Consider the following 25,942-nt stretch of genomic DNA (forward strand, 5'->3'; position numbering starts at 1 on the left):
TTCTGCGGCGGGGCAGTGATCGGATCTCACTGCTTGAAAGGGTTGAGGGTTTTGCCGAGGTAGTACCCGATGCGAGTCGGAATCGGCTTCGCTGCAGCGGCTGTCACTTTGTTGACCATCCCGGGTACGCATACCGGCGTGCCGTTGTTCACTGCCCGCCATCCTTCTCGCACGACGTCCTCGGGGGTCTGCCACAGCACAGAGGGCAGCTTGGAGGTCGCTGCATCTCGAGTTCCCATGACGTCGTGGAACTCACTGTGAGTGAAACCGGGGCAGAGCGCAGTGACGTGGATGCCGTGCGGCCGCAACTCCATGTCTAGTGCTTGCGACATGTCGAGCACATAGGACTTGATTCCGGTGTACAGCAGACTTGCGCCAGGTGGCAGCAGTGCCGCCAACGACGACAGATTCACGATTCGGCCGTATCCGCGTTCTTTCATGCCGGGCACCGTGAGATGAGCGAGTTCGGTGACGGCAGTGATCATCACCTGTATCTCCGCGGCGTGTGCGTCGAACGGCGCATCTGCGAACGTGGAGTTCCCCGACATGCCCGCGTTGTTGACGAGGATATCGACGTCGACACCCAGGGATGTCGTTTTTTCGAGAATGTCACGTGGCGCAGACCGATCGGCGAGGTCCGCAGGCACGACGTCGCATCGCACACCGTGCTGGGACGACAGCTCGTCCGCCAGTGCGGTGAGTCGGTCCTCGCGCCGCGCGACGAGAACGAGGTTGTGCCCCTCGGCCGCGAGGTGTCGAGAAAAAGCCGCGCCTATACCCGCTGATGCTCCTGTTATCAGTGCAGTTCTTTCGGTCTTCGACATCGACGGGCCTCCGCTCTTGAACGATATTCAAGGACCGTAGCAGGGTCTTGAGGACCATTCAAGATAAGGTTGGTCGTATGCCCAGGAATCGCGGACTTCACGACCGGGAGAGCAAGCGCGAGGACATCGTGGTCGCCGCCCGCGAGATGTTCGTGTCCGACGGCTTCGATCGCACCTCGATCAGCCGTCTCGCGAAAGCAGCAGGGGTCACCGCGAACACGCTGTACTGGTACTTCGGAGACAAAGACGACATCCTGGTCGCTGTCCTGACGGCCATCGCCGCCGACGATGCCACGGACTATCTCGACATCGTCGACCTACCGCTGACCGACCGGCTTTTCTGGCTGGTGGAGCGGCTGAGAAAAGTAGGCCCGCTGGTCTCCACCGTGCACGATCGGGTGACCGAGTCAGAGGCAATCGATGAGTGGCACAACGGGTTTCATGCTTTCGCGGAATCGCTGTTCGACGCCGATATCGCGGCTGCAGGACTGTCCGGAGAGGCGGCCGATGCCATGCTCCGCATCGGTACGTTCGTCGTCGAGGGATTGCTGACTCACGCGGCGTCGCCAGAAGTCTCCCGAGCAGTCATCGAGCAACTCGTCGACACCATCGCACCCTCATCAGGAAGTAGTCCACCATGAGTATCGAACCCGATGCCGCGTCGACGGGTCGTCCACGATTCGCGGCCGACCACGCCGACTCGGAATCGATCGTCACGATTCCCAGCATGGACCCGTTCTATCGGGCTCCTGCCGGTTTCGAGCGCGCGGAGCCGGGGACAGTGTTGCGGTCCCGCGAGGTGACCCTCGCGTTGTTCGGCGTCATCCGGCAGAAGGTGTCGGCGTGGCAACTCCTGTACCGGACCACCAGCCTCGACGGGACAGCGCGCGTCGCGGTCACGACGGTGGTTCTTCCGGTCGGGGGCCGACAGCGATCACAACGCGCTCTGCTGTCCTACCAGTGCGCGATCGACGCCGTCTCGGATCGGTGTTTCCCGTCGTACGTCCTGCGGGCGGGCGCCCGAGCTGTCGGCTCCGTACCGCAGTTCGAATTCATGATCATCCTGTACGCACTGCGCCGCGGATGGGTGGTGTCCCTTCCCGATCACGAGGGCATGGACGGGCGGTGGGGAGCACCCGTCGAGCCCGGCTACTGCACCCTCGACGGGGTCCGCGCAGCACTGTCTTTCGAGCCGCTCGACCTCTTCGCCACCACCCCTGTTGCGCTGTGGGGGTATTCGGGTGGCGGATTGGCGACGTCGTGGGCCGCCGAGGCTGCGGCCGACTACGCCCCTGAACTCGACATCGTCGGTGCAGCACTCGGATCACCGGTAGGCGATCCCGGGTCGGCATTTTCCCGCCTCAACGGCACGATCTTCGCGGCGCTGCCAGCGATGGTGGTGGAGGGCCTACGCCGCACCTACCCCGTACTCGACCGCCTCGTTCACGAACACGTCGCTGCTGCCGGGCTCGAGACCCTCTCGTCCCTGCACCGCAAGACGACAGTGCACGCCGTCATGTCCATGGTGATGCACGATCTGGAGCGGCACCTCGATATCCCGATGGCAGACCTCCTGGCGACACCCGAGATGGTGCAGATCTTTCAGGATATTCAGCCCGGCAAGTCGGCACCCCAGTTTCCGCTTCTCGTGGTGCAGGCAGTGCATGATCCGATGATCGACGTCGACGACGTGGACGGACAAGTGCACCGGTATCGCGCTGCCGGAGCGAACGTCACGTATATCCGCGATCGCCTCAGTGAACATCTGTCGCTGCACCCGATCGCAACCCCCGCCACTCTGGATTGGCTCTCGGATCGCTTCGCGGGCAAGCCGACCGACGAATCGTCGACGAACACTGTGTGGTCACTGGCCGGATCGTTGCCGGGGTTGCGCGGATTGCTCGGTCTCGCGGTGTCCACCGGACGCGCATTCGCCGGCCGCATCGGTTGATACACGATCGACCCTCCGGGCTGCGCACAGCGCGGCGCGCACCGGTACCGGACCTGTTGCGGGAGCACACAATCCGCGCTTTCACCTGAAGGCGGCAGCAGGAGCCCGAGCGGTCGAGGCGTGTCAAGCGATTCGACCGTCCTCGAGTCGCACCACACGGTCGGCTTCGTCCAACACCGACGGGTCGTGAGACACACAGGCAACGGACACCCCACGCATCGTTTCCTCGCGCATGACGGCTCGGATGCGCTTTCCGCTGTCGACGTCGAGACCTGTCGTGGGCTCGTCGAGCAACAGCAGATCGGCTCGACGGGCCAACCCCTGCGCCAACAGAGTGCGTTGACGCTGCCCTCCGGACAGCGCGGAGAACGGCATGCCGGAAAGGCCGGTGATGTCGAGACGCTCGAGAGCGTCGTCCACCATCACCTGGGCGTCGGAGCTCATCGGACGCCATCGGCCGATACGCCCCCACACACCCACCGACACCACGTCCCGCACGGTCAGCGGGAGCCGATCCGATACGGCAGTGCGCTGCGGCACGAAAGCCACTGCGCGCGTTGAAGTTCGAGTTCCACTCGACAGCGGCCGGGTGCCGGCGACAACTTCGAGCAGCGTCGTCTTGCCCGCACCGTTCGGGCCCGCGATCGTCATGAGCTGCCCGGGCAGAAGGTCGAGATCGACGTCACTGAGTGCTGCACGCCCGGAGAACTCGACGTACACGCCGCGGAGCCTGGCTGTGACGGACGGTGCACTGTTGGCCGACATGGTCATGTTGTCATCATACGATTTTGAATATCGTTATCAATGTCATTAGGGTTCGTTTGTGCCTCTGCCGACCCTCGATGTTCTCGTCGAACCCTTCGCTCTCGGGTTTCTACAACGCGCCTTCTTCGGCGGCGCGCTGGTAGCGGTGCTGTGCGGGGTGGTCGGAACGTGGGTGGTGATCCGCGGGATGGCGTTTTTGGGCGAGGCACTTGCACACGGAATGCTGCCCGGCGTCGCATTGGCGACGGTTCTCGGAGTTCCGGTGTTGATCGGCGGAGCGCTGAGCGCAACCGCGATGAGCCTCGGGATCGCCGCGCTGCAACGGCGCGGAACACTGTCGTACGACACCAGCATCGGGATGTTGTTCGTGTCGATGCTGGCCCTCGGCGTCATCATCATTTCCCACTCCGGCAGCTTCGCCACCGACGCCACGTCCATACTGTTCGGCGACATTCTCGCCATCACAGCGGTGGACCTGTATCTGCTCGCACTAGCAGCGGCCCTCGGAATCACCGTCGCGGTCGCGTTTCACCGACCGCTCGTCGCACTCGCGCTGGATCCTCGAATCGCCGCAGTGCTCGGCCTCGGACCACGTTCGGCACACGCAGTTCTCGTCGCGCTCGTAACGCTGGCGGTCGTCGCGTCGTACCAGGCGGTCGGCTCACTCCTGGTCGTCGGACTGCTTCTCGCCCCCGCCGTCGCAGCCGGTCAATGGACCACCCGCATCCCCACCCGAATGCTGCTGGCCGCCCTCCTCGGCGTGCTCTCCGTGTTCATCGGCCTGCTGATCTCCTGGCACGCAGCCACCGCAGCCGGTGCCTCCGTAGCGGCCACCGCCATCGCTGTCTCAGGCCTGTCGTGGGCACTACGTGCTGCCCTCACAGCCATTCGTCCTCACCGGAATTTCTCTTCCTCATCCGAAAGGAACACGTGCGCCCCCGCATCATGACCACCGCGCTCGCCCTCGGTGCCCTCGTCCTCGCATCGACCGCCTGCACATCCGAACAGCAGGCAACAGAGGCCGAGCAACCCACCGGAGAAGGCCACGGAGCCGTTGCCGGTGCCGCCGAACTCGCCGAACCGCGACTCGGGCTGACGTCCATCGACCCGTCGGGACGTATATCCCATCTCGATCTTCTCACCGAGGCCGTCACCGACCTCGGCACGATCGGAACCCCGACGGCGGTGCATACCGATGGCCGCTATCTGTTCGCGCAGACAGACGCGGGCGTCGAGATCATCGACAGCGGGGTCTGGACCTGGGACCACGTGGATCATTTCCACTACTACCAGGCGGAGCCTCGACTCCTCGGCACGGTCCACGGCTCAGGCCCGGCAACCGTTGCCACGTCCAATCTTTCGACCTCGGGCGGTACCGGGTTGTTCTTCCCGGACTCCGGCGAGGCGGTGTTGCTCGACACCGAGGCCTTGTCCAAAGGCGCTGTCACCGAGCAGTTCCGCACGGTCACCGCTCCCGGTGCGGGAATGGTCGTTCCCGTCGGAACATTCGCGCTCGTCGCGGCGGGCTCCGGGCCGTCGGCCTCCGTCGTCGGGTACACCTCCGACGGAGAACGCACCGGACTGGAAGAACCCTGCCCAGAGGCGCGCGGCACGATCACCACCCGAGTCGGCGCAGTGATCGGTTGCGCCGACGGCGCACTACTCGCCTCCGCCACCGGTGACTCACTGGCGGTCGAGAGAATTCCGTACCCCGCCGGAGCCACCGCTCCGGCCGCGACGTCGTTCGACAACCGCGAAGGACGTCCGACGGTAGCGGGTTCGGCTGGGACAGAGGGTATCTGGATGCTGGACACCCGCGAGCGATCGTGGTCTCTACTTCCAGCTCCAACGTCATTGGTGCATGTCACCGCCGTCGACGATGCGGACGAGCACGTTCTGGCTCTCACCGAAAACGGACGGGTCCTCGTTCTCGACGGCAACGATGGAGCAGTCATCGCCGAGACGGAACCACTCGTGACCGAGAGCGTCGCCACCGGCAAGACTCCGACACTCGTAGCCGACCAGCAACGCGCCTATCTCAGCGGGCCGGCCGAGCGGACGCTGTTCGAGATCGACTTTGCGGACGGTGCACGCGTCGCGCGAACGTTCGACACGGGTACCGAACCCGCCTTCAGCGCCGAGACGGGACGCTGATCGTGCAGTTCACCCGCATCCGCTCGTCAGCGTCCGCGGCAGCAACAGCAGTAGCGACGATCGCGTTGGTCCTCAGCGCCTGCTCGGCATCGACCGGGGACCGTCCGCTCGTGATCGTGTCCACCAATATCCTCGGCGACGTCGTGGAGGAGCTCGTCGGCGACGAGGCCGAAGTGGTCACGCTGATGAAGCCGAACGCCGACCCTCACTCGTTCGAAATCTCCGCGCACGAGGCTGCGCGCCTGCGCTCGGCCGACCTGATCGTCTCCAACGGGCTCGGTCTGGAGGAAGGTCTTCAAAAGCACCTCGACGAAGCATCGGCCGAGGAAGTACCCACCTTCGTCGCGGGCGACGCCATCGACGTACTCGACTACAACGAGGGCGACGCAGATGGGAACCCCGACTCGCACTTCTGGACCGACCCGGCGCGCATGATCTCAGTGGTCGACGCTCTGGAACCGATCCTGGCCGAACTGGACGGCATCGATTCTGCCGTCGTAGCCGAGCACACTACGCAGTACCGCCTGCAGTTGCAGAGCCTCGACGCCGAGATGGCCGCCAGCTTCGCAGCCATCCCGGACCAGCGGCGCGCTCTCGTCACCAATCACCACGTATTCGGCTATCTCGCAGACCGTTTCGATTTCCGAGTCGTCGGAGCGGTCATTCCCGGCGGCACCACCCTGGCCGCACCGTCGGCGTCCGATCTGGCCGAACTCGTCGATGCTGTCGAGAAGACCGGTGTACCTGCGATATTCGCAGAATCTTCCTCACCCGACCGCCTCGTCCAGGCCTTGGCGAGCGAAGCAGACATTCGCGTCGATGTGGTGGAACTGTTCACCGAATCGCTCACCGCGCCCGACGGCGGTGCCCCCGATTATCTGACCATGATGCGCACCAACACCGAGCGCATCTCCGACGGACTCACCGACTGATATCCAACAGCTCACACAGAAAAGGAATCTCCATGCCTTACAACCATGTTCGCCGAGCAAGCATCGCAGCCCTCGCCCTCGGCACCATTGCAGCCTCGGCAGCCTGCTCTTCCGGCACCGACCCTGCCACCGAAACGACAACCTCCTCAGCAGCGATTTCAGCCGGACCACGCGTCGCCGTGTCCTACGAAGGCGGCCTCCGAGTGCTCGACGCCAGCACTTTCGAAACCGTCGCAGACTTCGACTCGGAGGAGTACACGCGACTCAATCTCGCCGGCGACGACCGCAACGTCATGGTCACCACGAGCGAGGGCTTCCGAGTTCTGGACACCGCGGCCGGAACATCCGAAGAGCCGGAACTGACCGACACGGTCTTCGAGGCAGACAAGGCGGGCCACGTCGTACGACATGCGGGCAAGACCGTCCTATACGCCGACGGCACCAGCGACACCACGATCTTCGACACGGCAGCACTCGAACCTGCAGACGGGCTCCCGGAGACCGAGAGCATCCCGGGTGTCGACGCGCATCACGGCGTATCCATCGTGCTCGAAGACGGTACCTTCCTCACCACGGTCGGAAACGCGAACGGCCGCACCGGGATCGAGGTCCGCGACGCGTCCGGCGCTGTCCTCCAAAAAAATGACCAGTGCCCCGGCGTCCACGGCGAGGGAACCGTAGAAGGTGAGATCGTCGTCTTCGGCTGCGAAAACGGTGCTTTGATCTACAACACGGGCGAGATCACCAAGCTCGATGCCCCCGATCAACCGTACGGGCGCATGGGCAACGCGTACGTCAGCGAGACGAGCCCGCTCATCGTCGGCGATTACAAGGACGACGCCGACGCAGAAGGCTACCTGTTCGGTGCCGTGACGGTCATCGACCCCGTAGCCAAGACCCTCGACGTCGTGAACCTGCCGGAAGGTGCCGAATACACCTGGCGCGGTGTCGCACGAGGCCCCGGAGACCTGGCTTACATCATCGCGTCCGACGGCGCGGTCCATGTCTTCGACCCCGAGACGAAAGCCGTAACTGCCTCGTACCCCGTCATCGGTGCCTGGGAGAGCCCGACAGAGAGCCAGGACGCCCATCCCGGCATCTCGATCGCGGGCAACACCGCCTACTTCACCGAACCGGCGACGAACAGCATCCACGCCGTCGACCTGACTTCCGGTGACGTCATCGAAAGCAAGCAACTGGACATCACCCCCAACGAATTCATTGCCGTAATCAGCTGATTCCGGCAGACCCCGGTTCAGGAACGTGGAGCATCTGCCCACGTCCGGTCCGATCGTTCAGCGAGAAACGGCAACCCTGTACGCCACAGTCGATGCCATCCCGCGGAAGCAGAGCTGAGACGGTCGTCGACTGCGGATCCGACTCTTGCTCGTCTTCGTTTGCACACCTGCCGTACGGGTAATCGTTGACAGGTCGAGAATATGGCCTTTCACAGCGATCGCACCGCCTGACGCGTGCGAGTCCCGCGATTCCCAGCGAGCCACGGCCGGCGTGCTGTCACAACGAATACATTTCGAGGAGGGCCAGATGTCTCACCGCGAGGTATCGGCGTCCAACGCCACCCTGTCCAGCGCTGAACGATCCGACACGGCAGTACAGGTTCGCGAACTTGCAAGCCACCGAATTCGGTATGTGGACCGAGGCCACGGGCCCGTTCTGGTCTTGGTGCACGGCCTGATGGGGAGCTTGCACGATTGGGACCCCCACATCGAAGGCCTGTCCGACGACTTCCGCGTCATCGCCGTGGATCTGCCCGGGCACGGGGAGTCCGACAAAGTCCCTGGTGATTACTCGCTGAGCGCACACGCAGCGACCATCCGAGACCTTCTGGATTCCCTCGGGATCGAGTCCGTCACCATGGTCGGTCACTCGTACGGGGGCGGCGTTGCGATGCAGATGCTGTACCTGTTCCCCCAGATGGTCGACGGAATCTGCCTGATCGCCAGTGGCGGATTCGGTCAGGAGGTGAACCCGGTGTTACGCGCAGCGGCGGTGCCGGGAAGTGGCCTTGCCATCCCCGTCGCCGCGTCCATGGTCAGTAGGGCAGTCGTCGGTGGTGCCCTCGGTGTGTTGAAGCGACTGAGGCTGTTTCGACTCGGCCCGGGCGATCGTCGAGCGTGGGGAAACTTCGCCTCGATGGCGGATCCCGCGACCAGACGCGCTTTCCTTTCCACTGCACGGTCGGTCATCGACTTGCGCGGCCAAACTGTGAGTGCAACAAGACTTCTGGCGAATTTCACCGACGTGCGTGCATTGTTGATCTGGGGCGAACGCGACGCGATCATTCCGATCTCGCATGCCCATGCGGTTCGCGAACACATGCCAGACGGGACCACCCTCGAAGTAGTACCCGGGGCCGGTCACTTCCCGCACCTGGACGAGCCAAGGCGATTCGACTCGGTGATTCGCGACTTCATGTCGACATTCACCGCGCCGAGCACTTCGCGCCGATCGTCTGCTGCGTGACCAACGAGCCCCGCGTGCGGCCCGGCCTGCACTGGTGACTGCCGGGCCGCACTCTTCGAGCTCGGTGGTCAGGTCTCGTCGGGGTCCAGCGCATCCTTGATCTTGCCCATGACACCCTTTTCGGTGCCGAACGCCGCAGATCCCGGGTCGCCCTTGGCCCCGTCGTAGGTGGCATACAGCTTCGGATCGGGAGCAGGTGCGGAAGCTTTGCCTCCCAGCGGTTGTGGATCTTCCAGGAAGCCCATCTGTCGCTTTCCGTCGGGAGCCAGCCGGTTCGCCCACCCACCGGTCGAAGAGAACTCACCGTCCGAGAGATGCCACAGGTCGGTCGCATGTTCCGATGCTTCCTCGTCGAGAAGCGCATTCGGGGCAACGACGTCCTCGAGACCGTCAGCTTGCAATTCTTCGATCGCCGCCAGCCACAGGTTCTGATGGTGAGTGTCGCGGGCAAGATTGAACTGCAACATCGCCTTCACGCCCGGATCGTCGGTCATGTTGTACAAACGAGCTGTCTGCAACCGACCCTGCGCCTCGGCGGCCACATTGGCACGGAAATCGGCGAGCAGATTACCACTGGCGACGATGTAGCGACCATTCCACGGGTAGCCGTTGGAGTCGGCTGGTAGCGCTCCTCCCCCGGATACGATTGCTTGCTGTGGATCCATCCCACCCATGACGGCAGCGACGACGGGATCTGCAGCCGCATTCTTGGTCGATTCCGTGGCCGGGGCACCTTCGAGCAGTCGAGCCACCATCGTGGCAAGCATTTCGACATGGCCCATCTCCTCGGTGGCGATGTCCATGATCAAATCCTTGTATTTGCCTTCCATGCGACAGTTCCATCCCTGGAACAAGTACTGCATGGTCACCGTCATCTCGCCGTACGCACCGCCGATCAGCTCTTGAAGTTTGTGCGCATACACCGGGTCCGGCTTTTCCGGCTTGGCGTCGAACTGCAGGTAGTCGGTATGACGAAACATGTAGTCTCCACTTCGATTCGTGGTTCCAGCAAGGACTACATTCGGCTACCCGGCCGATATCGGCACAAACACTTTGTGCGAAAGAGTTTGAATTCGTAAAGCATTGCGTACCAGAGGCTTTTGCAAAGATTGCGCCGCGCGAGATATCACAGGTAAGTGCCCTGCAGGGCATCCACGGCGACGGTCCGCGTGCCCGATCGCGTCATTCCCTCAGGTCGCTCGTCGGCCCACTCGATGTGCACATGTTCTCCGAGTACCCGCATCCCCCGATCGTCGACCGACCTCGGCGGTACGACGGAGAGGCGAAAACCTCTGCACGACAATCGACGTGCTGCATCGACGATCAGATTCACGGCGGCACTCCCGATCTCCGACACCTCACCGAGATCGACGGTCAACGGACGGTCGGAAGCGGCCACAGCGACGAGGCAGTCCGCCAAAAGTCGGGAATTCCCTGGAACCGTGAGTGCTCCCCGCACTGAGACCACGATAGATCCGTTGTCTGGCCGATCGACCGACAGGGAGAAAGAAGCCGCTTCGGACGTCATCGACATCCACCTCCACGAGCGAGAGACTCCAGGCCCGCGAAGCGTGGACACCGCAGTCGATTCTACGGGCGTAGTCTCCACCCAAACTCATTGAACCATACCACGACTCGCGCCTCGACGCGACTGTCCCTTCGCGCCCACCATCTCCAACGGGTAGCTCCGGACTCCGGTGATCCGAGTCTTCGGGTGCCGTATATTATCGGTTCGTTCGGTCGAGTCGGGGCCGGGAGTTCCACGAGCGCCTGCCTGCTGATGATGCGGAGGCCCGACCGAAACGAGCCCTCCACATGATCGACCGCTCTGTCGAAGACGGCAACTGCCGACTCCGATCGTCGCGCGACACCACCGTCCCGGTATTCGGTCGGGCCGCCGACTGCACGCACGCTCTGCGCCGCGTCAGAGACAAAATCTTGTCGGGTAAGGACGTCGACGCCGTCCTTCAGGCAGTGTGCGCAGAGGTGGCCGCGGTGCTTCCCGGTTCCAACCTGGTCGGAATCACCATCGTCGACGATGCCGGTCGCCCCCGTACCGTGGCCTCCACAGATGCAACTGTGAACGTCGTCGATTCCGATCAGTACCGCACCGGCGAGGGTCCCTGCCTCGAAGCGGCGCGCAGCAGAAGTGTGGTTCGTGCGAGCGTCGACGAGGCCGAGAGTCGGTGGCCCCGATTCTCGGCTGCAGTAGCGGATCTGGGAATCGACGGCTATCTGGCCGCACCCCTGGCTCTCGACGGGGGGCGTTTCGGATCACTCAATGTCTACGGAGTCGGAGCAGACAATTTCACGACTATCAACAAGGACTTTGTGGAACTGCTCGCCACTTCGATCGAGACAGTAGTGGCACTGTTGCAACGCCTTCGTTCGGCCGAAGAAGAAGTCACCGGTCTTCGCACCGCAATGAAGACCCGCGGTGAGATCGACCAAGCGAAAGGGATGGTCATGGCGTTGCGAGGAATATCGGGCGACGCGGCATTCGCCCTCCTGTCCGAGCAGTCACAGAACAGGAACATCAAGGTCAGCGATATCGCTGCCTCGATGATCGATTCGATTGCGCAACAGTCCGGTACCGGGCTCACGCAGCGTCGTGGAGATCGGCCGGAACCCACCCACTCCCGAGATTGATCGAGGCGACCATCACTGTCACACCCTGGTCTCGAGGTACCATTTCATCAGCGCGGTGTAGCCATTGCCCGCAGTCGACGGCGTACCTCCCGCGTCATCCACCATTCCCGGTCCGGTAAGAACCCCTGCACGCGAGTGCATACCCGTCGACGACACAGCCACAGCTCAGGGTTAGGACGGTGAGACCGCCATGAACGAACACGAACTGCTCGGACTCGACGTCACCAGCGAAAAGCGCGGTGACACAGTTGTTCTCTCGGTCGAGGGCGAGGTGGATCTGGCGACCGCTTCCGATCTGGCCGACCACATCGAGAGAGCAATGCGAACCACACCGACAGCCATGATTGTGGACCTGACGGCGGTCTCCTTCCTTGCGTCAGTCGGGATGAGCGTTCTCATTGCTGCGCGCCGGAAAGCATGCTGCACAACACCGTTGGTCGTGGTCGCGGCCGGACCGACCACGGGCCGCCCGATGCACCTGGTGGGACTCGACGCCGCGATTCCGATCTTCACCGATGTCGAGTCGGCTCTGGAGTCGACCCGTGCGTCGGAGCCGACGCGGCTCCCTGTGTCCGCTGACCAGGCCGACCCGACTTCGACGTGCTCGGAATGCTCTTCGGGCGAGTCGACGGACAGCGCGTTCTCGGCCTGATGCCGGAGGGTGGCAGATCGCCTACGAGCCGTCGTCGACGGCGGTCCGCCACCACCGGTCGTCAGGTCCCACCGGTGTGGTGCGCTTGTGGCGGGTCTTGTAGAACCATCTCTCGATTGTTCGCGCGGATTCGTCATCGACCGGTTCGCTCTGCAGATACGCGTCTATCTGTGCGTAGGTCACCCCGAGGGCCTGCTCGTCGGGAAGCGCAGGTCGGTCGTCCTCGAGATCGGCAGTCGGCACCTTGCTCCACGTCGACTCCGGAGCATTCAGATAACGTAAGAGCTGTGCCCCTTGACTTTTGGTGAGACCGCTCAATGGAGTGACGTCGGCACCGCCGTCTCCGTACTTGGTGAAGAATCCGGTCACCGCTTCGGCAGCGTGGTCGGTCCCGATCACCAGAAGATTGTTCTGGCCGGCTATCGCATACTGCGCGATCATGCGCTGCCTGGCCTTGATGTTTCCGCGCACGAAATCATCGATGCGTTCGACGCCGAGTGCGGACGCCACCGATCGCGCGGAGGCATCGACCGCGTCTCGAATGTCGACTGTGACGGTCCGGTCGGGCTCGATGAAGTCCAGCGCAATGGTCGCATCAGCTTCATCGGCTTGAGTGCCGTAGGGCAACCGCACCGCGACGAACGACGCACAACTTCCCAACAGGGTGGCTTCGTTGGTAGCCATCTGGGCGAGTTTTCCTGCGAGTGTGCTGTCCTGGCCGCCACTGATCCCCAGAACGAATCCCTTTGCGCCGCTGACCTTCAGATAATCGGTGAGAAAGTCGACTCGTTGTCGAATTTCTTGGGCGGGATCTATCGCCGGTTTCACTCTCAGCTCGTGCTGAATCCTCTGGCGTTCAATAAATTCGGTGCTCATGGAAGTTACTCCGATCGTATCGAGTAGCAACGCCGTAGGGCGGTGAGCCCATTACTGGTGGGCCCATCGTCTGACGTGACGCAAGAGGGTGTCGAGGGAAAACGCAAGCGTTCGAGCCAGAATTTCCTCGGGTTCGCCGTCGAAATGCTTGCATTCGGCGCTCACCTCACCACGGTCGAACACGGCGGCCCACACGGTTCCCGGTGGTTGGTTTTCTTGCGCGTCCGGGCCCGCTTCTCCGGTCACGGCAATGGTCAGTTCCGCACCGATCAATGACGCGGTGGACCTGGCCATCGCGACCGCAGCTCGTTCACTGACCACGGGGCCGTCTGGAACTTCGAGCAACGTGTGCTTGACGCTTTCGTGGTACGCAACGATTCCGCCGCGGTACCAGTTACCCGAGGACGGAGCCTTGCCGAGCATTGCCGCGAGGTTCCCTGCTGTCAGGGATTCGGCGGTACCGATGGGTACGTCGTACGTTTCGGCCAATTCGGCGATTTTTCCGCAGATCGCCGAGACCTCGGCCTCGGTCGGCAGACGTTGTTCTGGATCGACATTCATGGCAATCTCCGCACTGTGCGTGCAGACGAGGACCGACTGAGGGCCTCGCCGAGAGTTGGTTCGCCGTATTGCTTCAGCGATTCGATGTGCGGTCGCGGGACCGGAGGCTGCAGGGTTCGAACCTCCGGTCCCTGACTCGACCGCAATGCCCGAGCGATCACGTTCGAGCTTCACAACGCATTCCACCGCCGTCGGCGCTCAAACCCTCGACTCGAAACTACCTGTGCTGCAGCGGCCGAGACCGTGGCTGCCGAAGATCGAATCGGTCGTTGTCGGCAACCTTTGCCCACGCTGCCACGAAGTCGTCGATGAATTTTCCGTTGTTGTCGGACTGCGCATAGACCTCCGACAACGCACGCAACTGCGAATGGGAACCGAAGACCAAGTCGATCGGCGTCGCAGTCCACTGCTGTGCACCGGACGCACGGTCGTGACCGGAATAGATCCCGTCCTCCCCCGACGACCATTCCGTCTCGGAATCGAGCAGGTTGACGAAGAAATCGTTGCTCAGCACGCCGGGCCGTTCGGTGAACACACCGTGAGTCGTGCCGCCGTGGTTGGCCCCAAGAGCACGCAGGCCGCCGATCAACACCGTCATCTCCGGCGCGGTCACGTTCAACATGTAAGCGCGATCGAGGAACAGCACCTGCTGCAGCGTCTGCTCCCCCGCCGCAACGTAATTGCGAAACCCATCTGCGCGAGGTTCGAGCACCTCGAACGATTCGACATCGGTTCGGTCCTGCGTAGCGTCGGTGCGGCCGGGTCGGAACGGCACCGCCACCTCGTGGCCGCCGTCCCGTGCCGCCTTTTCGACGGCAGCATTCCCGGCCAGAACGATGATGTCGGCCAATGAGACTCTCTTGCCACCCGCAGCAGTGTTCTCGAAGTTCGACCTGATGCCATCGAGAACGGGAATTACCTCATCGAGCACCGCGGGTTCGTTTGCTTCCCAACTTCTTTGCGGCTCGAGGCGTACCCGCGCACCGTTGGCACCGCCACGGAAGTCGGTAACTCGAAAGCTGCTCATGGACGACCAGGCGACGCCGACGAGCTGCGGAATTGTCAGGCCCGAGTCGAGTATCGCGGACTTCAACGCCGAGGCATCAGCGTCGTCGATCAGTTCGCCTTCCACTGCCGGAACCGGATCCTGCCACAGCTGTGCCTCCGGAACCCACGGACCGAGGAGACGCGAAACCGGGCCCATGTCACGATGCAGCAATTTGTACCAGGCCTTGGCGAACGCCTCGGAAAGTTCCTCCGGGTGCTCGAGCCATCGACGAGTGATCCTCTCGTAGGCCGGGTCCGCGCGCATCGAGATATCGGTGACGAGCATCGTCGGGGCGCGGCCCGGACCTCCGAACGGATCCGGAATCGTGCCGGCACCGCCGCCGTCTTTTGCCGTGAATTGCCATGCGCCGGCGGGACTCTTGATGAGCTCCCATTCGTAGCCGTACAGGTTCTCGAGGTACCCGTTACCCCACTGGGTAGGAGTCTGGGTCCAGACCACCTCGAGGCCACTGGTGATCTGATCCTCGGCTTTGCCCTTGCCGTAGCCGTTCTTCCACCCGAGACCCTGCTGTTCGATGGGCGCGCCCTCGGGCTCGGGCCCGATCTTGTCCGCCGGGCCGGCTCCATGGGTCTTGCCGAAGCTGTGGCCACCGACTATCAGTGCGGCAGTTTCCTCGTCGTTCATGGCCATCCGCGCGAACGTCTCCCGGATATCGTGCGCTGCCGCAACGGGATCGGGCTCTCCTTCCGGCCCCTCTGGATTGACGTAGATCAAGCCCATGGTCGTGGCACCGAGCGGCTTGGCCAATTCACGCTCGCCCTCGTACCGCTTGTCGGTGCCGAGCCATTGGTCCTCCGGCCCCCAGAAGACTTCCTCCGGTTCCCAGATGTCCTCGCGACCGAATGCGAATCCGAATGTCTCGAAACCCATGGACTCGAGTGCGGCATTTCCTGCGAACACCAACAGATCGGCCCACGAGATCGCATTGCCGTACTTTTGCTTCACCGGCCATAACAACCGACGCGCTTTGTCGAGATTGGCGTTGTCCGGCCAGCTGTTGAGTGGGGCGAATCGTTGCGCCCCCTGGCCTCCGCCGCCGCGTCCGTCGAAGGTGCGATACGTCCCTGCCGCATGCCAACTCATCCGGATGAACAGGCCACCGTAGTGCCCATAATCGGCCGGCCACCAGTCCTTGGATGTCGTCATGACAGAGATGAGATCGGCCTTCAATGCGTCCACGTCGAGCTTCGAGAATTCGCTTTTGTAATCGAAATTCTCGCCGAACGGATTGGACTTGGAGGTATGCGCATGCAGAATCGACAGATCGATCTGTTCCGGCCACCAATCCTTGTTGGTCAGCGGTGCGTGCGCTTTGGGTTTCGGCGATTCGATAACCGGGTTTTCGCTCTCGCTGGTACTGCTGGTCTTGACGTCGGAGTGGAGTGGGCGAGCGTCGGAGGTCACGCATTGTCCTTTCCGATGGAGGTGTTGTCCGGTGTCACACCGTTCGTGAACGGCAGCGCAGGTGCACAACTGGGGCAGACACCCCAGTACGTCACCTCGGCCTCGTCGAAGACGAAACCGTGATCGTGGGCAGGCTGTATGCAGGGTGGCTCGCCGATCGAGCAGTCTGCGTCGACGATGAGACCGCAGGTGCGGCAGACAATGTGATGGTGGTTGTCGCCCACCCTGGTTTCGTAGCGCGCAGCATGGCCGGCAAGGCGGATACGACGCAGAAGCCGTGCGGCAGTCAGCGCCTCGAGAACGTCGTACACGCCTTGTTTGGACAAGGATGGCAACGCGGCGCGCGCGTGGCCCAGGATTGTTTCGGTATCGGAATGAGGCTGTGCAGCAACTATGTTCAGCACCGCAACGCGTGGTCTGGTCACCCGAAGCCCGACATCTCGCACACGATCTGCGGCCGAACTCTCGGCCGAACGGTCAGGTGCCGGCATCGTTCGACTCCGTTTCACCCGATTGCGGATCTGCCTTCGAGTATTCCCGGGCCCGGCCTGCCTCGACGGCCGCGCACACGGCCGCAGCTACCGTGTCGAAATACTCCACCCGAAGCCAAGCGCACTCGCTTCGGAGTTGGCGTTGCAATCCGGCGGTGCAGACCACCATTGCGCGACATCGGTGTGAGGACAACCGCGCTGCTGCGGCTTCCAGTACGGACACCCCAGCGGGATGAACGTAGTCGACGTCCAGCAGGTCCACGACCAACGATCGTCCGCAGACGATTGCTTCGGCGACACACTCGCCGAAGACCGATACCGCCGACTGATCGATATCGCCTGTGACCCGGATGACGACGGGTCCGCCCAGCGGTTCGTCGACGGACAGGGCAAATGCGCTGTCCTCGAGATGGGATGGCCCGCAGAACGACGAACGTACCGATTCCGGGCCACTGTGTACCGAGCGTAGAAAAACCATTGTCGCCTCCATTGCCAGTCGGCTGGAGGGGCTCGCTGTCACGGAGAACGCGGTCTGCCCGACTCGCAGCCGAGGAATTTCTCGACCACGGGGCTACTCTTCAACCACGTAGGTCGGAGTCTATCCATAAGCGCCGAGAACGAAACACCCTATCTAGAGCCGATTTTGGTTGGCTTGGACGAGAATCGGCCGCAAGTCGAATTGCATCGGGCGTACATCGACTCGATCCCCGGACTCGATCGCACAGTTGTGACAAAGGTCGGTTTCCCACCACCATCCGGGGAGCGAGTTCGCCAGCACTCACTCACCAGTGTGGGATCGACTGTCGCCGTGATCGAATCGACTGTGAAATCCACAGGCAGGTGCGGCACGGGGTTTCCCCAACGCCACAACAGGCAATAAGGTGAGTGGAAGCGCGACGCTTCGATTGCATCGAGCGTCGCAGCACGCTGACTCCAGGATCGGGTCGGAATATCCGCGAACAGCTTGTCGCTGGGTATGCGGCCGAACGGGCCCGTGCAGTCGCAGTGGGGATCGAACAACCATGCATGTTGCGCTGGTCCACGAACATGTGAGCCCGATTCTCGGGTCGACGGGCGCGGCGTCGGAACAGCCCGCCGCCCAGCTCCACGAACTGGCGTCGTCGCTGGCACGCGCTGGTCACCAGGTCGATGTATACACAAGGAAACATGATCCGCACCTGGACGACGAGATCCGAACTACCGCTGGTTACCGCGTGGTGAATGTCGACGCGGGCCCCGCACGCAGTACCACGGGGGCCGATCCGACCCGCTACACCAGTGCATTCACCTCGGCCGTCAGGGACCATTGGTCACTGTGCAAACCTGATGTAGCTCATGGACATTCGTGGGTTTCGTGCCTCGCCACCGGACTTGCGGCCGACGCGGTCGGCATACCCGCCGTCGTGTCCTTCCACGGTCTCGCCGACATCGAAGATCACGGACGCGTCAACTCTGCGTCACCGCGGGCTGCGATGGAACGCACGATCGCGCGATCAGCAGACCGCATCATTGCGTCGTGCGCCGCGGAGGCCGACATGCTGACGCGGATGGGGGTTGCCCGGGCCAAGGTTGCCATCGTTCCCACGGGTGTCGATCTGGACGACTTCGACCCGGCAGGCCCCGCTGCACCCATCGGGAAGGCGAAGTACCGAGTGGCCACCGTCGGTTCCGATGCAGAGGTGGTGACAACCATCGAGACCGTCGCCAGAATCAAAGATATCGAGTTGATCGTCGTCGACGGTGACCCGCCGACGAGCAACACTGTGAAGAGTCTTCGCAAGGCAGCTGCAGCCAAGGACATGAGCGATCGGATCATCTTCACCGGCCCGGTGCGACACCGACACATGTCCGCCGTCCTGAGATCGGCAGACATGATCGTGTGTCTGTCTCCGAGTGAGTCGGCGGGCGTCGTCACGCTGGAAGCGATGGCGTGCGGGCTCCCCGTCGTGGCGTTCGACAAAGGATATGCAGCAGACCTCGTAGTCGACGGAGTTACCGGACGGTTGATCGATCCCAGAAATCGAAGAGTGCTCGCCCGGGAGATCGATCTACTGGTGCGCAACGAATCTCGACGGCTCGAGTTGGGAGTTTCCGGCGCAGACCGTGCCCAATCCCGCTTCTCCTGGAATCGAATTGCGGAGGATACTGCGCGCATATACGAATCCGCCCTCGAAGTTCATACACGAAGGGAACCGATCGGTCTCTCTCGCAGCAGAACTGGGTGAACAGGCCCCTACAGCCCCCGACGTCGGAACTCGTTGAGCAGTCGGCGACGCGAATCCTCCAGTGCGGCGAGGTCGATATTCGAGTGAGCCTCGTTCCGAGCCGACATCAGCCGTCTCTCGGTATCGGCAAGGGCCGCATCCAGATCGGCGACGCTGAGGTCCCGTACGTTCGTATCGACGATCATCTTCGATGGACTAACTCGAGATCCAGATGCGACGACGCGCGACGGCAGCAATGCGAGCAGCGAGTACCGAGCTCACACCCAGCGTCTCACGCTGGGATGCCGTGCTACGCTCGAGTCTCGCCAAGACGTTCCGGTAGAACACTCGCCCCGGCACGCCGAAGTGGGCGCAGATCTCGGTTTCCGGTCCACCGCCGGAATTGACCCATCGGATTGCGTGATCGATCATTTCGCGGTCGTCGCACTCGACTCCCGCACAAGCGGGCGGATTGCCGGTCGCTACCGGCTTGTCTGAGATTGTGGTCATTGCGCACCATCCTTCCGGCTGCAACTCAGCCAATCAATATGTGCTGATATCGAATTCGGCCGTACGGCGCGAATCGCGGCTGGCGCTGGCTCGACCAGAGGTATCACGATGATACGCAATTTCGGGTCATAAAACTACAGGCGACGAAAGGTCTGGATGGCACCGACTGCAGCGCCCCGTCAGCCTTGTTCGGATGCCACCGACCCGATCAGTCGCCGCGCGACGTCGGCAACTTTCACATTCGTGTTCTGCGATTGTTCCGACAGGACAGCAAACGCATCTTCTGCAGAGATCCCTCTGGCGGCCATGATGATTCCCTTGGCCTGCTCGATGTAAGCGCGGGTCTTCATTGCCTCCTGCAGCCCGTCCACTTCGGTTTGAGCGACCTCGGCGCGTCGTGAATTCCACACTGCTGCTTCGACGGCCGTGACGAACACCCGGACGACCAATTCATCGACGTCGTCGAAACCGTGATCGCCGAGACCGTAGATGTTGAGTGCGCCCAGATGCCGGTCATCGATCGAGAGCGGAGCCGACAAGTAGCTTTCCACTCCCAAACCTGCCACCTTCGCCGCGAAGTCAGGCCACCTGGTAGCGACTTCGCGCACCCGCACTCTGACCATGGATCGGGTACGTGCGGCCTCGAGACATGGCCCCTCGTTCGCACGGTACTGATCGAGATCCACATCGAATACACGAACATCCGTCAGCGCTGCCGTCTCGGGATGATCTATACCATCGCGCAACAGCGTCACACCCGCCATATCGGCACCGGGGATGGTCTCGGTGACCTGCTCGCAGACACGCTGGAGAATGACGTCCACATCGCATTGCGAGCGCAGGAGTTCTCGAAAGTGATCCAGTGAATCGGCGGGCTCGAAATAATCTGATTGGGGCGGCTGGTCCTGAACCCGGCGAGAGTCATCTCGAACGTCGTCGATCATCCTCTTCGTTCCTTCCCGGCGTCCAACAGCCGATCGGATAGCTCGAAAGCGCTGAGCCGGACGGTCGACGTCGGCCTACGTTTCGGCGAGGTACATACGGAGGTACGAATTCCATACTCGCACGACGTCCGTCGGTACGTCCATGTCGTTGTATCGACGCCGAGTCTCGGCCGCCTCGATCTAGCAGGTCACAGTGCAGATGCGCCCCGCCGACGAAGCAGCAGAGGATGAATGACCCAGATGGCGACGAAGGACGCTACCGCCAAGATTCCCACTACGACCGCGGCCGCTGGTCCGACGACGACATCGGTGATGAGAACGACCACTCCAGTCAGTGCCACGCCCAGCAACAACAGTCCCGCCAATGCGGCTCGGTGGGCGGCCGTCACGAGGTCCAACAATGCTCGACGCCGGAACAACAATCGGTGCATGGCGACTGGCGACGTGACCAGAATCGTTGCACTGATCGAGGCGACCATTGTGACCATGTAGATCGCCTTGTCGTATGCGGGGAGCTGGAGGAATTTGTCCTGAAACGGAAGGATGAGCAGAAACCCGGTGAGCAACTGTAGACCGGTTTGGACGACTCGCAGTTCCTGCAACAAACTCGTCCAGTTGCGGTCGAGCGACTGCATCGGACTTTCCCCGCGATGAAGCGAATTGAACTCTTCGTTGAGTGCCAAACGGTCCGGAGCGCTTCGGCGAGAATCGGCTTGCCGGTTCATCTCGCCTCCTCCAACCGTTCGGGGTTCATCTACTCGAACGGTGTTCGACCCTTGCACCGCTCGAATTACTGTCAAGAGGTACCCGCACCGCACGAGAACAATCATCGCGATCCGGATCAGGAAGTCTCAATGGTCTCCGGTTCGGATGGTGGCGTCGGCGAGGAAGGACACCACCGTCGAAACGCCACCACCCGCCGCATGCACCCGCCGCTGCCGGACTGCCCCGTTACCGAGCCGAAACAGCGAGCTCAGTGAACTGCGGACCATGCGGTGTTCGTCGAGTCCCTCGAGCGCCTCTGCGGTATGACGAAGTAGGAGTTCTACGGCATGCTCGGCGGGAACGGTGTGTGTACCGCCAGGGTCGACCAACCGGTCGCTGATACCGTCGCGGGCCGCTCGCCAGTAGGCAGTGCGCAGAGCACCCTCCGAGACCGTGGGGGCCCCGTCACCGCGATCGATCGCTGCCAGCGCCGTCATCACCAGCGCCCGAACGAGCGTTGCGAGGACGACGGTCTCCCCCACTGTGGACGGGACGTCGCACACTCGAACTTCCACGGTGGGATAGCGAACGGAAGGGCGCACGTCCCAATAGATCTGGCCTTCGTCGATGATCGCGCCGCAGTGGAGCATGGCCGCCATGACGTTGTCGTAGTGCTCGGCGGATGTCAGGAAAGGGGGCGGTCCGGCGCTGGGCCAGCGAGACCACATGATGGAGCGCCAGCTCGCGTATCCGGTGTCCAAGCCACCGCTGATGGGAGAGTTCGCACTGATGGCCAACAGCGTCGGTAGCCACGGCCGCAAGTGATTGCACACCTCGATCGCTGTGGCGCGATCAGGGACACCGACGTGAACGTGGCACCCGCAGATTGCTTGTTCGTCGGCGATGTGTCGGAAATTGGCGGCGATACGTCGATACCGGTCGGTATCGGTGATCGGATGCTCGCTTGCTGCGAGTGGCGGGACACCCACCGCGAGCAGCCGGGCACCGTGTTCACGGGCAGCCTGGGCGGCGGTCGAACGCATTGCGACCAGGTTTGCTCTCAATTGCCGGGCTGAATCGAGAATCGGAGTGGCCGTCTCGACTTGGCACGGTGTCAACTCCGAACCCAATTGCAGACCTGCGCGCTCGGCGGTGCGGATCACGTCGCTGTTGTTCATGACCGGTGTTCCGGTGGCGGGATCGACGAGCAGAAATTCTTCTTCGACGCCCAGCGTCGGATGGACGGTTTCCCGTTGTGCCGCAGTATTTGTCGACTCCATCATCCCGACCTTCCTCGTCGCAATTCGAGATGCAACGTCCGATCGAGGTACGCGGAACAACAATGAGCGTGCTCTCGCGGATTTGTGAGCGGCCCCGCCCTCTGACTGTTCAACTGACGAGGCCTGACCTGGCCACCGCGCCCGGGCGGCAACAACCAAGCTGAGATCTGGATGCCCGGTTGGATTCCGGCCAAACATTATTTCTCGTTCGTCTGCCCGTCCTGCTTCCTCGCATGGTCGAGGTTGGACAAACCGAACTCTGAAAAACTAAAGTCGGTTGCTTACCCGGTCCAGACTGCGGCCCGCTCGAACACGCGTGGCGAATGCCTGCGAGAGTCGCTTTGCAGCATCTGCATACGGCTCGTCCCACCGAAACAGGTGATGCAATGACAAATACTTTCGAGAGCCCCAATTCCGTTGAGTCGGCCGCCGCAAAGACGGACCTGAACGCGTTTCGCACGCTGGTGCTGTCTCCTCAACAGCAGCCATTCACCAGCCTGCTGCAACACCTCTGTATCCAGATTGTGGAACAGATACAGGTCGCGGATATGGCCGGTGTGGTGTTGGTCGATCCCGATGCCCTCGAACCCACGACAGCGGCGTGTACCGACCCGAAAGTTATCGACGTCGACCTCGACCAGTACCGCGCCGGCCATGGCCCCTACTTCGAGGCGGTGCAGCGCAGGACGGCCGTCCGCGCCCGAGGAACGGACACCGATGCAATTCGTCGGTGGCCCACCTTCATCGCCCGCAGCACTGCCATGGGAATCGGAAGCTACCTGTCGGCACCGTTGTCGATCGACGATCGACACGTCGGTGCGCTCAACGTCTACAGCCACAGCCAGGATGGATTCGATGATTTCGACGAAAAATTCGTCACTGTGTTCGTCACGGCCGCCGAGAGCGCCATCTGGAACGCGCGTCGGGTCGCCCAGGCCCACACCCAGCTCGACGAGCTGCAGCAAGGAATTCAGTCCCGTGGGGTCATCGAGCAGGCCAAGGGAATGATCATGGCTGATCGCGGAATCTCCGCGGATGCGGCTTTCGCGGTTCTGGTCGAGCAATCGCAGCGTCAGAACGTCAAGCTCGCGGTGGTGGCCCAGGCACTGACCGAATCGGCGCACACTACGGAACGGGCCCGCTCACGACTCGTTCCACGGCGTGGTGAATCGCAATGGGGCGACGAAGTAACGGGCCGACCACCATGGCGGTCCTGAGCGCACAGTCTGGATTCCTACCGCTCGCCCACGCACGGTGGGTTTCACATACCGAATTTGTATCTGTTTCTGCGGAAACAGTTCTGATCGATGCGGTGGCAAGCTTCGACCCGGGCGGGTCTCAGCGTTCACAGAGCAGTGCCACCGGCGTCGATGTCTCGATCTGTTTCCGCGACAGAGTATTTGGGCAGGACTCGACGCATGATGGAACGTGCAGCAGCGACGACGGTCAACCGGTCGTGCGTCAGTAGGAACGCAAACCGACGGTCGTGATCGAGAACGTCGTCGCCGAGGTCGCGGGCGATGAGGGCTGCGCAGTAGTGGGATCCGACGATAGTGATGGTCCACTCGCCTACGAAACGCTCATCGGGGTGAAGTTCCGCACCACGCACACCTGCTGCGGGTTCGGTATCCATCCCGACTCCCAAGGCCGCCACGAACGGGTTGACAGCGGCAAGCCTCGCGTAGCGGTCGGCCACCGACGGTGTGAACCATGCCGAGTCTTGAAATGCAGCCTGAATGGTGAGCGGATCGGGCATGTGACGCGCGTGATCTTCGAGTTGCCGGGTCAACGCCAGTAGCAACGATTTACTACCCACCTGTGCCGATGAAGTTGTCAGAAGGTCCGACGGAACCGAGGGCACCGCTGTGTCCGCTCGCGCGTGCGCACCTGATTTCACGGACAGGATGGGTCGGGCAGAGATGGCACCCGCCTGCTGCCGGTTTCCGAGGGTCGGAAGCGGCGCGGGACGGCCGAGCATCCAGCCTTGTCCGAAAGCGGCTCCGAGCGCGGTCGCACGGTCGAGGTGGGCGACTGTTTCGATGCCTTCCGCAACTATCCGCGCCCCACTCGACTCCACGTACGCAGCGACGGCGAGAACGACAGCAGCCTGCTGCGGCGATGGATCCGACTGCGAGAGAGTGTAATCGAGCTTGATGATGTCCGGGGCGACGAATTCCAGCAGAGCGAGCGAGTCGGGATGTGATCCGACATCGTCCAGGGCAATCAGACAACCGCTCTTTCGAGCACGCCGCACCGTTTCGAGAAGCTCGGCGGGGTCGGCCAACAGTGAGCGCTCGGTGAGCTCGACTACGACATTCAACCGGGTCGCAGCCCTACCGATGATCTCGCGCGCGTACGCGGGAACGATGCGCGAGGAGAGCGGCTCGATATTGATGAACAGCGAAACATCCGATGGCATACCGGCATCGAGTGCGCCGGTCATCGCAGCGCACCGGCAAGCCCAATCGACCTCGTCGATCACTCCGCATTCGGCGGCACTCGAAAACAGAGCACCGGGGTCGACCGACGGATGGCCGGGCCACCGTGCGAGGGCTTCGTAGCCGACTACCTTGCCACTGCCGAGTTCGACGATCGGTTGGTAGTGCGGACGAACGGACCGAGGATCCGCGAGGATGCTGCGAACGGCGCTGGAAGTCAAGGTTTCCTCGTGCTCCTCTTCATCATGGTCGGGCCGGTCGGTGACCAGGAATCGCGTCTGCGGCCGTAGGCGCAGCAACTGTGGCCCGGGAGGCACGGCGCTGGCGGTACAGGTCCCTGTCTGCATTTTCGATCACATCGGCGACTGTGTCCCTCTCGCGCGCGAACGCGATGCCACATGTGATCGCTATGTCATCGCTTTCTCGAAGTCTGGCTTCGATTGCATCGGTGGTGTCGTCGATGTCGAGAGCAGCCGGACCGAGCACGGAGAAGATGAACTCGTCGCCCCCGTACCGCAACAGGGTGTCGTCGCAGTCCAAATGATCATCGATGACCTCGGCGACCCGTCGGAGTATGCGATCACCGGCCGGATGTCCGTCGGTGTCGTTGATGGTCTTGAGGCCGTCCACATCGACAAAACAAATGACCATGGCGGTACCCGAGTCGCGGGCGATACCGAGGCTGCGTTCGAGTTGACCGATCCCCGCGTCCCGGCGGTATGCAGAGGTCAGGTCATCGGTGGCCGAAGTACGGCGATCATGCGCTGCTGCGATCCGATCCTGGCGCGACGCGGACCTGTCCGCGCCGGCCCGGGCACGGTCACCGGCCGCCGTGAGCCGATGCGCTCGGCCCCGCCCGTGGCACTGATCGTGGGATCGGTCGCCACAATCCAAGCTCAGGGCCACCGCATCACGGGCATCAGCAGCACGGTCGGCTCGATCCGCTACGGCGTCGCGAGCCGCTGCCGCGACGTCACGATCGTCACCGGCATCCGGCACGGGCCGAACACACGGGGGCGAATGGCTGCATATCCGAGGCACAAGCAACT

The 25,942-nt window shown here is 62.6% G+C and carries 27 protein-coding genes; 11 read left to right on the plus strand and 16 right to left on the minus strand.

The features are described 5' to 3' along the window. Positions 1-26: 26 nt before the first annotated feature. A complete protein-coding gene (locus tag R3P95_RS05840) occupies positions 27-824 on the minus strand; it encodes an SDR family NAD(P)-dependent oxidoreductase (protein WP_317547621.1) in 798 nt (265 codons plus the stop codon). Positions 825-901: 77 nt separating this feature from the next. On the opposite strand from R3P95_RS05840, the gene R3P95_RS05845 reads away from it, so the two are divergent. After that, entirely contained in the window at positions 902-1,465 is a 564-nt protein-coding gene (locus tag R3P95_RS05845) for a TetR/AcrR family transcriptional regulator (RefSeq protein WP_317547622.1), read from the plus strand. Beyond that, a complete protein-coding gene (locus R3P95_RS05850; protein WP_317547623.1) occupies positions 1,462-2,775 on the plus strand; it encodes a lipase family protein in 1,314 nt (437 codons plus the stop codon). Before R3P95_RS05845 ends, R3P95_RS05850 begins: the two co-directional genes overlap by 4 nt. Positions 2,776-2,898: 123 nt before the next feature. Here the strand turns inward: R3P95_RS05850 and aztA are convergent, their stop codons facing one another. Further along, the gene (aztA, locus tag R3P95_RS05855; protein ID WP_317547624.1) at positions 2,899-3,546 is read right to left on the minus strand and encodes a zinc ABC transporter ATP-binding protein AztA; all 648 of its coding nucleotides are present in this window, start codon (positions 3,544-3,546) and stop codon (positions 2,899-2,901) included. A gap of 52 nt (positions 3,547-3,598) precedes the next feature. Between aztA and aztB the strand changes: the two genes are divergently transcribed. The 5 genes from aztB (at position 3,599) to R3P95_RS05880 (ending at position 9,110) form a co-directional block, all read left to right on the plus strand. After that, complete coding sequence (aztB, locus tag R3P95_RS05860) at positions 3,599-4,489, plus strand: zinc ABC transporter permease AztB (RefSeq protein WP_317547625.1); 891 nt, start codon at positions 3,599-3,601, stop codon at positions 4,487-4,489. Then, positions 4,471-5,694, plus strand: coding sequence for an ABC transporter (locus tag R3P95_RS05865; RefSeq protein ID WP_317547627.1), 1,224 nt, complete (start codon positions 4,471-4,473; stop codon positions 5,692-5,694). The genes aztB and R3P95_RS05865 overlap by 19 nt, the downstream gene beginning before the upstream one ends. Positions 5,695-5,696: 2 nt before the next feature. Further along, entirely contained in the window at positions 5,697-6,626 is a 930-nt protein-coding gene (aztC, locus tag R3P95_RS05870; RefSeq protein WP_317547629.1) for a zinc ABC transporter substrate-binding protein AztC, read from the plus strand. Between the two features lie 32 nt (positions 6,627-6,658). Further along, positions 6,659-7,864 (plus strand): zinc metallochaperone AztD, encoded by a 1,206-nt coding sequence (aztD, locus tag R3P95_RS05875; RefSeq protein WP_317547631.1) that lies wholly within the window; start codon positions 6,659-6,661, stop codon positions 7,862-7,864. 307 nt (positions 7,865-8,171) lie between these two features. Then, positions 8,172-9,110, plus strand: coding sequence for an alpha/beta fold hydrolase (locus tag R3P95_RS05880; protein ID WP_317547633.1), 939 nt, complete (start codon positions 8,172-8,174; stop codon positions 9,108-9,110). A 68-nt stretch (positions 9,111-9,178) separates the two neighbouring features. Here R3P95_RS05880 and R3P95_RS05885 read toward each other — a convergent pair whose 3' ends face one another. After that, positions 9,179-10,090 (minus strand): manganese catalase family protein, encoded by a 912-nt coding sequence (locus R3P95_RS05885; protein ID WP_317547634.1) that lies wholly within the window; start codon positions 10,088-10,090, stop codon positions 9,179-9,181. 146 nt (positions 10,091-10,236) lie between these two features. Next, on the minus strand, positions 10,237-10,644 hold the full coding sequence (locus R3P95_RS05890) for an STAS domain-containing protein (RefSeq protein ID WP_317547807.1): 408 nt from the start codon (positions 10,642-10,644) through the stop codon (positions 10,237-10,239). Between the two features lie 281 nt (positions 10,645-10,925). On the opposite strand from R3P95_RS05890, the gene R3P95_RS05895 reads away from it, so the two are divergent. Beyond that, positions 10,926-11,759: a GAF and ANTAR domain-containing protein gene (locus R3P95_RS05895; RefSeq protein WP_317547636.1), complete on the plus strand. Its 834-nt coding sequence runs from the start codon at positions 10,926-10,928 to the stop codon at positions 11,757-11,759. A 190-nt stretch (positions 11,760-11,949) separates the two neighbouring features. Beyond that, positions 11,950-12,411, plus strand: coding sequence for an STAS domain-containing protein (locus R3P95_RS05900; protein ID WP_317547638.1), 462 nt, complete (start codon positions 11,950-11,952; stop codon positions 12,409-12,411). Between the two features lie 21 nt (positions 12,412-12,432). Here R3P95_RS05900 and nadE read toward each other — a convergent pair whose 3' ends face one another. The 5 genes from nadE to R3P95_RS05925 form a co-directional block, all read right to left on the minus strand. Continuing rightward, positions 12,433-13,287, minus strand: coding sequence for an ammonia-dependent NAD(+) synthetase (nadE, locus tag R3P95_RS05905; RefSeq protein ID WP_317547639.1), 855 nt, complete (start codon positions 13,285-13,287; stop codon positions 12,433-12,435). A gap of 51 nt (positions 13,288-13,338) precedes the next feature. After that, positions 13,339-13,848 (minus strand): CinA family protein, encoded by a 510-nt coding sequence (locus tag R3P95_RS05910; protein ID WP_317547641.1) that lies wholly within the window; start codon positions 13,846-13,848, stop codon positions 13,339-13,341. Positions 13,849-14,065: 217 nt separating this feature from the next. Then, positions 14,066-16,321, minus strand: coding sequence for a catalase/peroxidase HPI (gene katG / locus R3P95_RS05915; protein ID WP_317547642.1), 2,256 nt, complete (start codon positions 16,319-16,321; stop codon positions 14,066-14,068). Further along, on the minus strand, positions 16,318-16,812 hold the full coding sequence (locus R3P95_RS05920; protein WP_317547643.1) for a Fur family transcriptional regulator: 495 nt from the start codon (positions 16,810-16,812) through the stop codon (positions 16,318-16,320). The genes katG and R3P95_RS05920 overlap by 4 nt, the downstream gene beginning before the upstream one ends. Next, on the minus strand, positions 16,799-17,290 hold the full coding sequence (locus R3P95_RS05925; protein WP_300515619.1) for an STAS domain-containing protein: 492 nt from the start codon (positions 17,288-17,290) through the stop codon (positions 16,799-16,801). Before R3P95_RS05925 ends, R3P95_RS05920 begins: the two co-directional genes overlap by 14 nt. Positions 17,291-17,834: 544 nt before the next feature. Between R3P95_RS05925 and R3P95_RS05930 the strand changes: the two genes are divergently transcribed. After that, positions 17,835-19,037 (plus strand): glycosyltransferase, encoded by a 1,203-nt coding sequence (locus R3P95_RS05930; RefSeq protein WP_317547648.1) that lies wholly within the window; start codon positions 17,835-17,837, stop codon positions 19,035-19,037. A gap of 8 nt (positions 19,038-19,045) precedes the next feature. On the opposite strand, the gene R3P95_RS05935 is transcribed toward R3P95_RS05930, so the two are convergent. The 5 genes from R3P95_RS05935 to R3P95_RS05955 form a co-directional block, all read right to left on the minus strand. Further along, positions 19,046-19,222 carry a hypothetical protein gene (locus R3P95_RS05935; protein ID WP_317547650.1) on the minus strand — a complete coding sequence of 59 codons (177 nt, stop codon included), beginning with the start codon at positions 19,220-19,222 and terminating at the stop codon, positions 19,046-19,048. Positions 19,223-19,232: 10 nt separating this feature from the next. Next, the gene (locus tag R3P95_RS05940) at positions 19,233-19,526 is read right to left on the minus strand and encodes a hypothetical protein (protein ID WP_317547651.1); all 294 of its coding nucleotides are present in this window, start codon (positions 19,524-19,526) and stop codon (positions 19,233-19,235) included. A 179-nt stretch (positions 19,527-19,705) separates the two neighbouring features. After that, positions 19,706-20,350: a GAF and ANTAR domain-containing protein gene (locus tag R3P95_RS05945; RefSeq protein WP_317547652.1), complete on the minus strand. Its 645-nt coding sequence runs from the start codon at positions 20,348-20,350 to the stop codon at positions 19,706-19,708. A gap of 308 nt (positions 20,351-20,658) precedes the next feature. After that, on the minus strand, positions 20,659-21,195 hold the full coding sequence (locus tag R3P95_RS05950; RefSeq protein ID WP_317547653.1) for a DUF6328 family protein: 537 nt from the start codon (positions 21,193-21,195) through the stop codon (positions 20,659-20,661). Positions 21,196-21,321: 126 nt separating this feature from the next. Then, a complete protein-coding gene (locus R3P95_RS05955) occupies positions 21,322-22,458 on the minus strand; it encodes a carboxylate-amine ligase (protein WP_317547654.1) in 1,137 nt (378 codons plus the stop codon). 383 nt (positions 22,459-22,841) lie between these two features. Here R3P95_RS05955 and R3P95_RS05960 point away from each other — a divergent pair, with 383 nt between their 5' ends. Further along, the gene (locus R3P95_RS05960) at positions 22,842-23,672 is read left to right on the plus strand and encodes a GAF and ANTAR domain-containing protein (RefSeq protein ID WP_269595941.1); all 831 of its coding nucleotides are present in this window, start codon (positions 22,842-22,844) and stop codon (positions 23,670-23,672) included. 128 nt (positions 23,673-23,800) lie between these two features. Here the strand turns inward: R3P95_RS05960 and R3P95_RS05965 are convergent, their stop codons facing one another. Both R3P95_RS05965 and R3P95_RS26115 read right to left on the minus strand, forming a co-directional pair. Further along, on the minus strand, positions 23,801-25,114 hold the full coding sequence (locus R3P95_RS05965; RefSeq protein ID WP_317547656.1) for a sensor domain-containing phosphodiesterase: 1,314 nt from the start codon (positions 25,112-25,114) through the stop codon (positions 23,801-23,803). Between the two features lie 22 nt (positions 25,115-25,136). Further along, entirely contained in the window at positions 25,137-25,934 is a 798-nt protein-coding gene (locus R3P95_RS26115; RefSeq protein WP_394855390.1) for a GGDEF domain-containing protein, read from the minus strand. Positions 25,935-25,942 lie beyond the last annotated feature (8 nt).

This window comes from Rhodococcus cercidiphylli, assembly GCF_033042225.1.
In the GTDB taxonomy this organism is placed as follows: domain Bacteria; phylum Actinomycetota; class Actinomycetes; order Mycobacteriales; family Mycobacteriaceae; genus Rhodococcoides.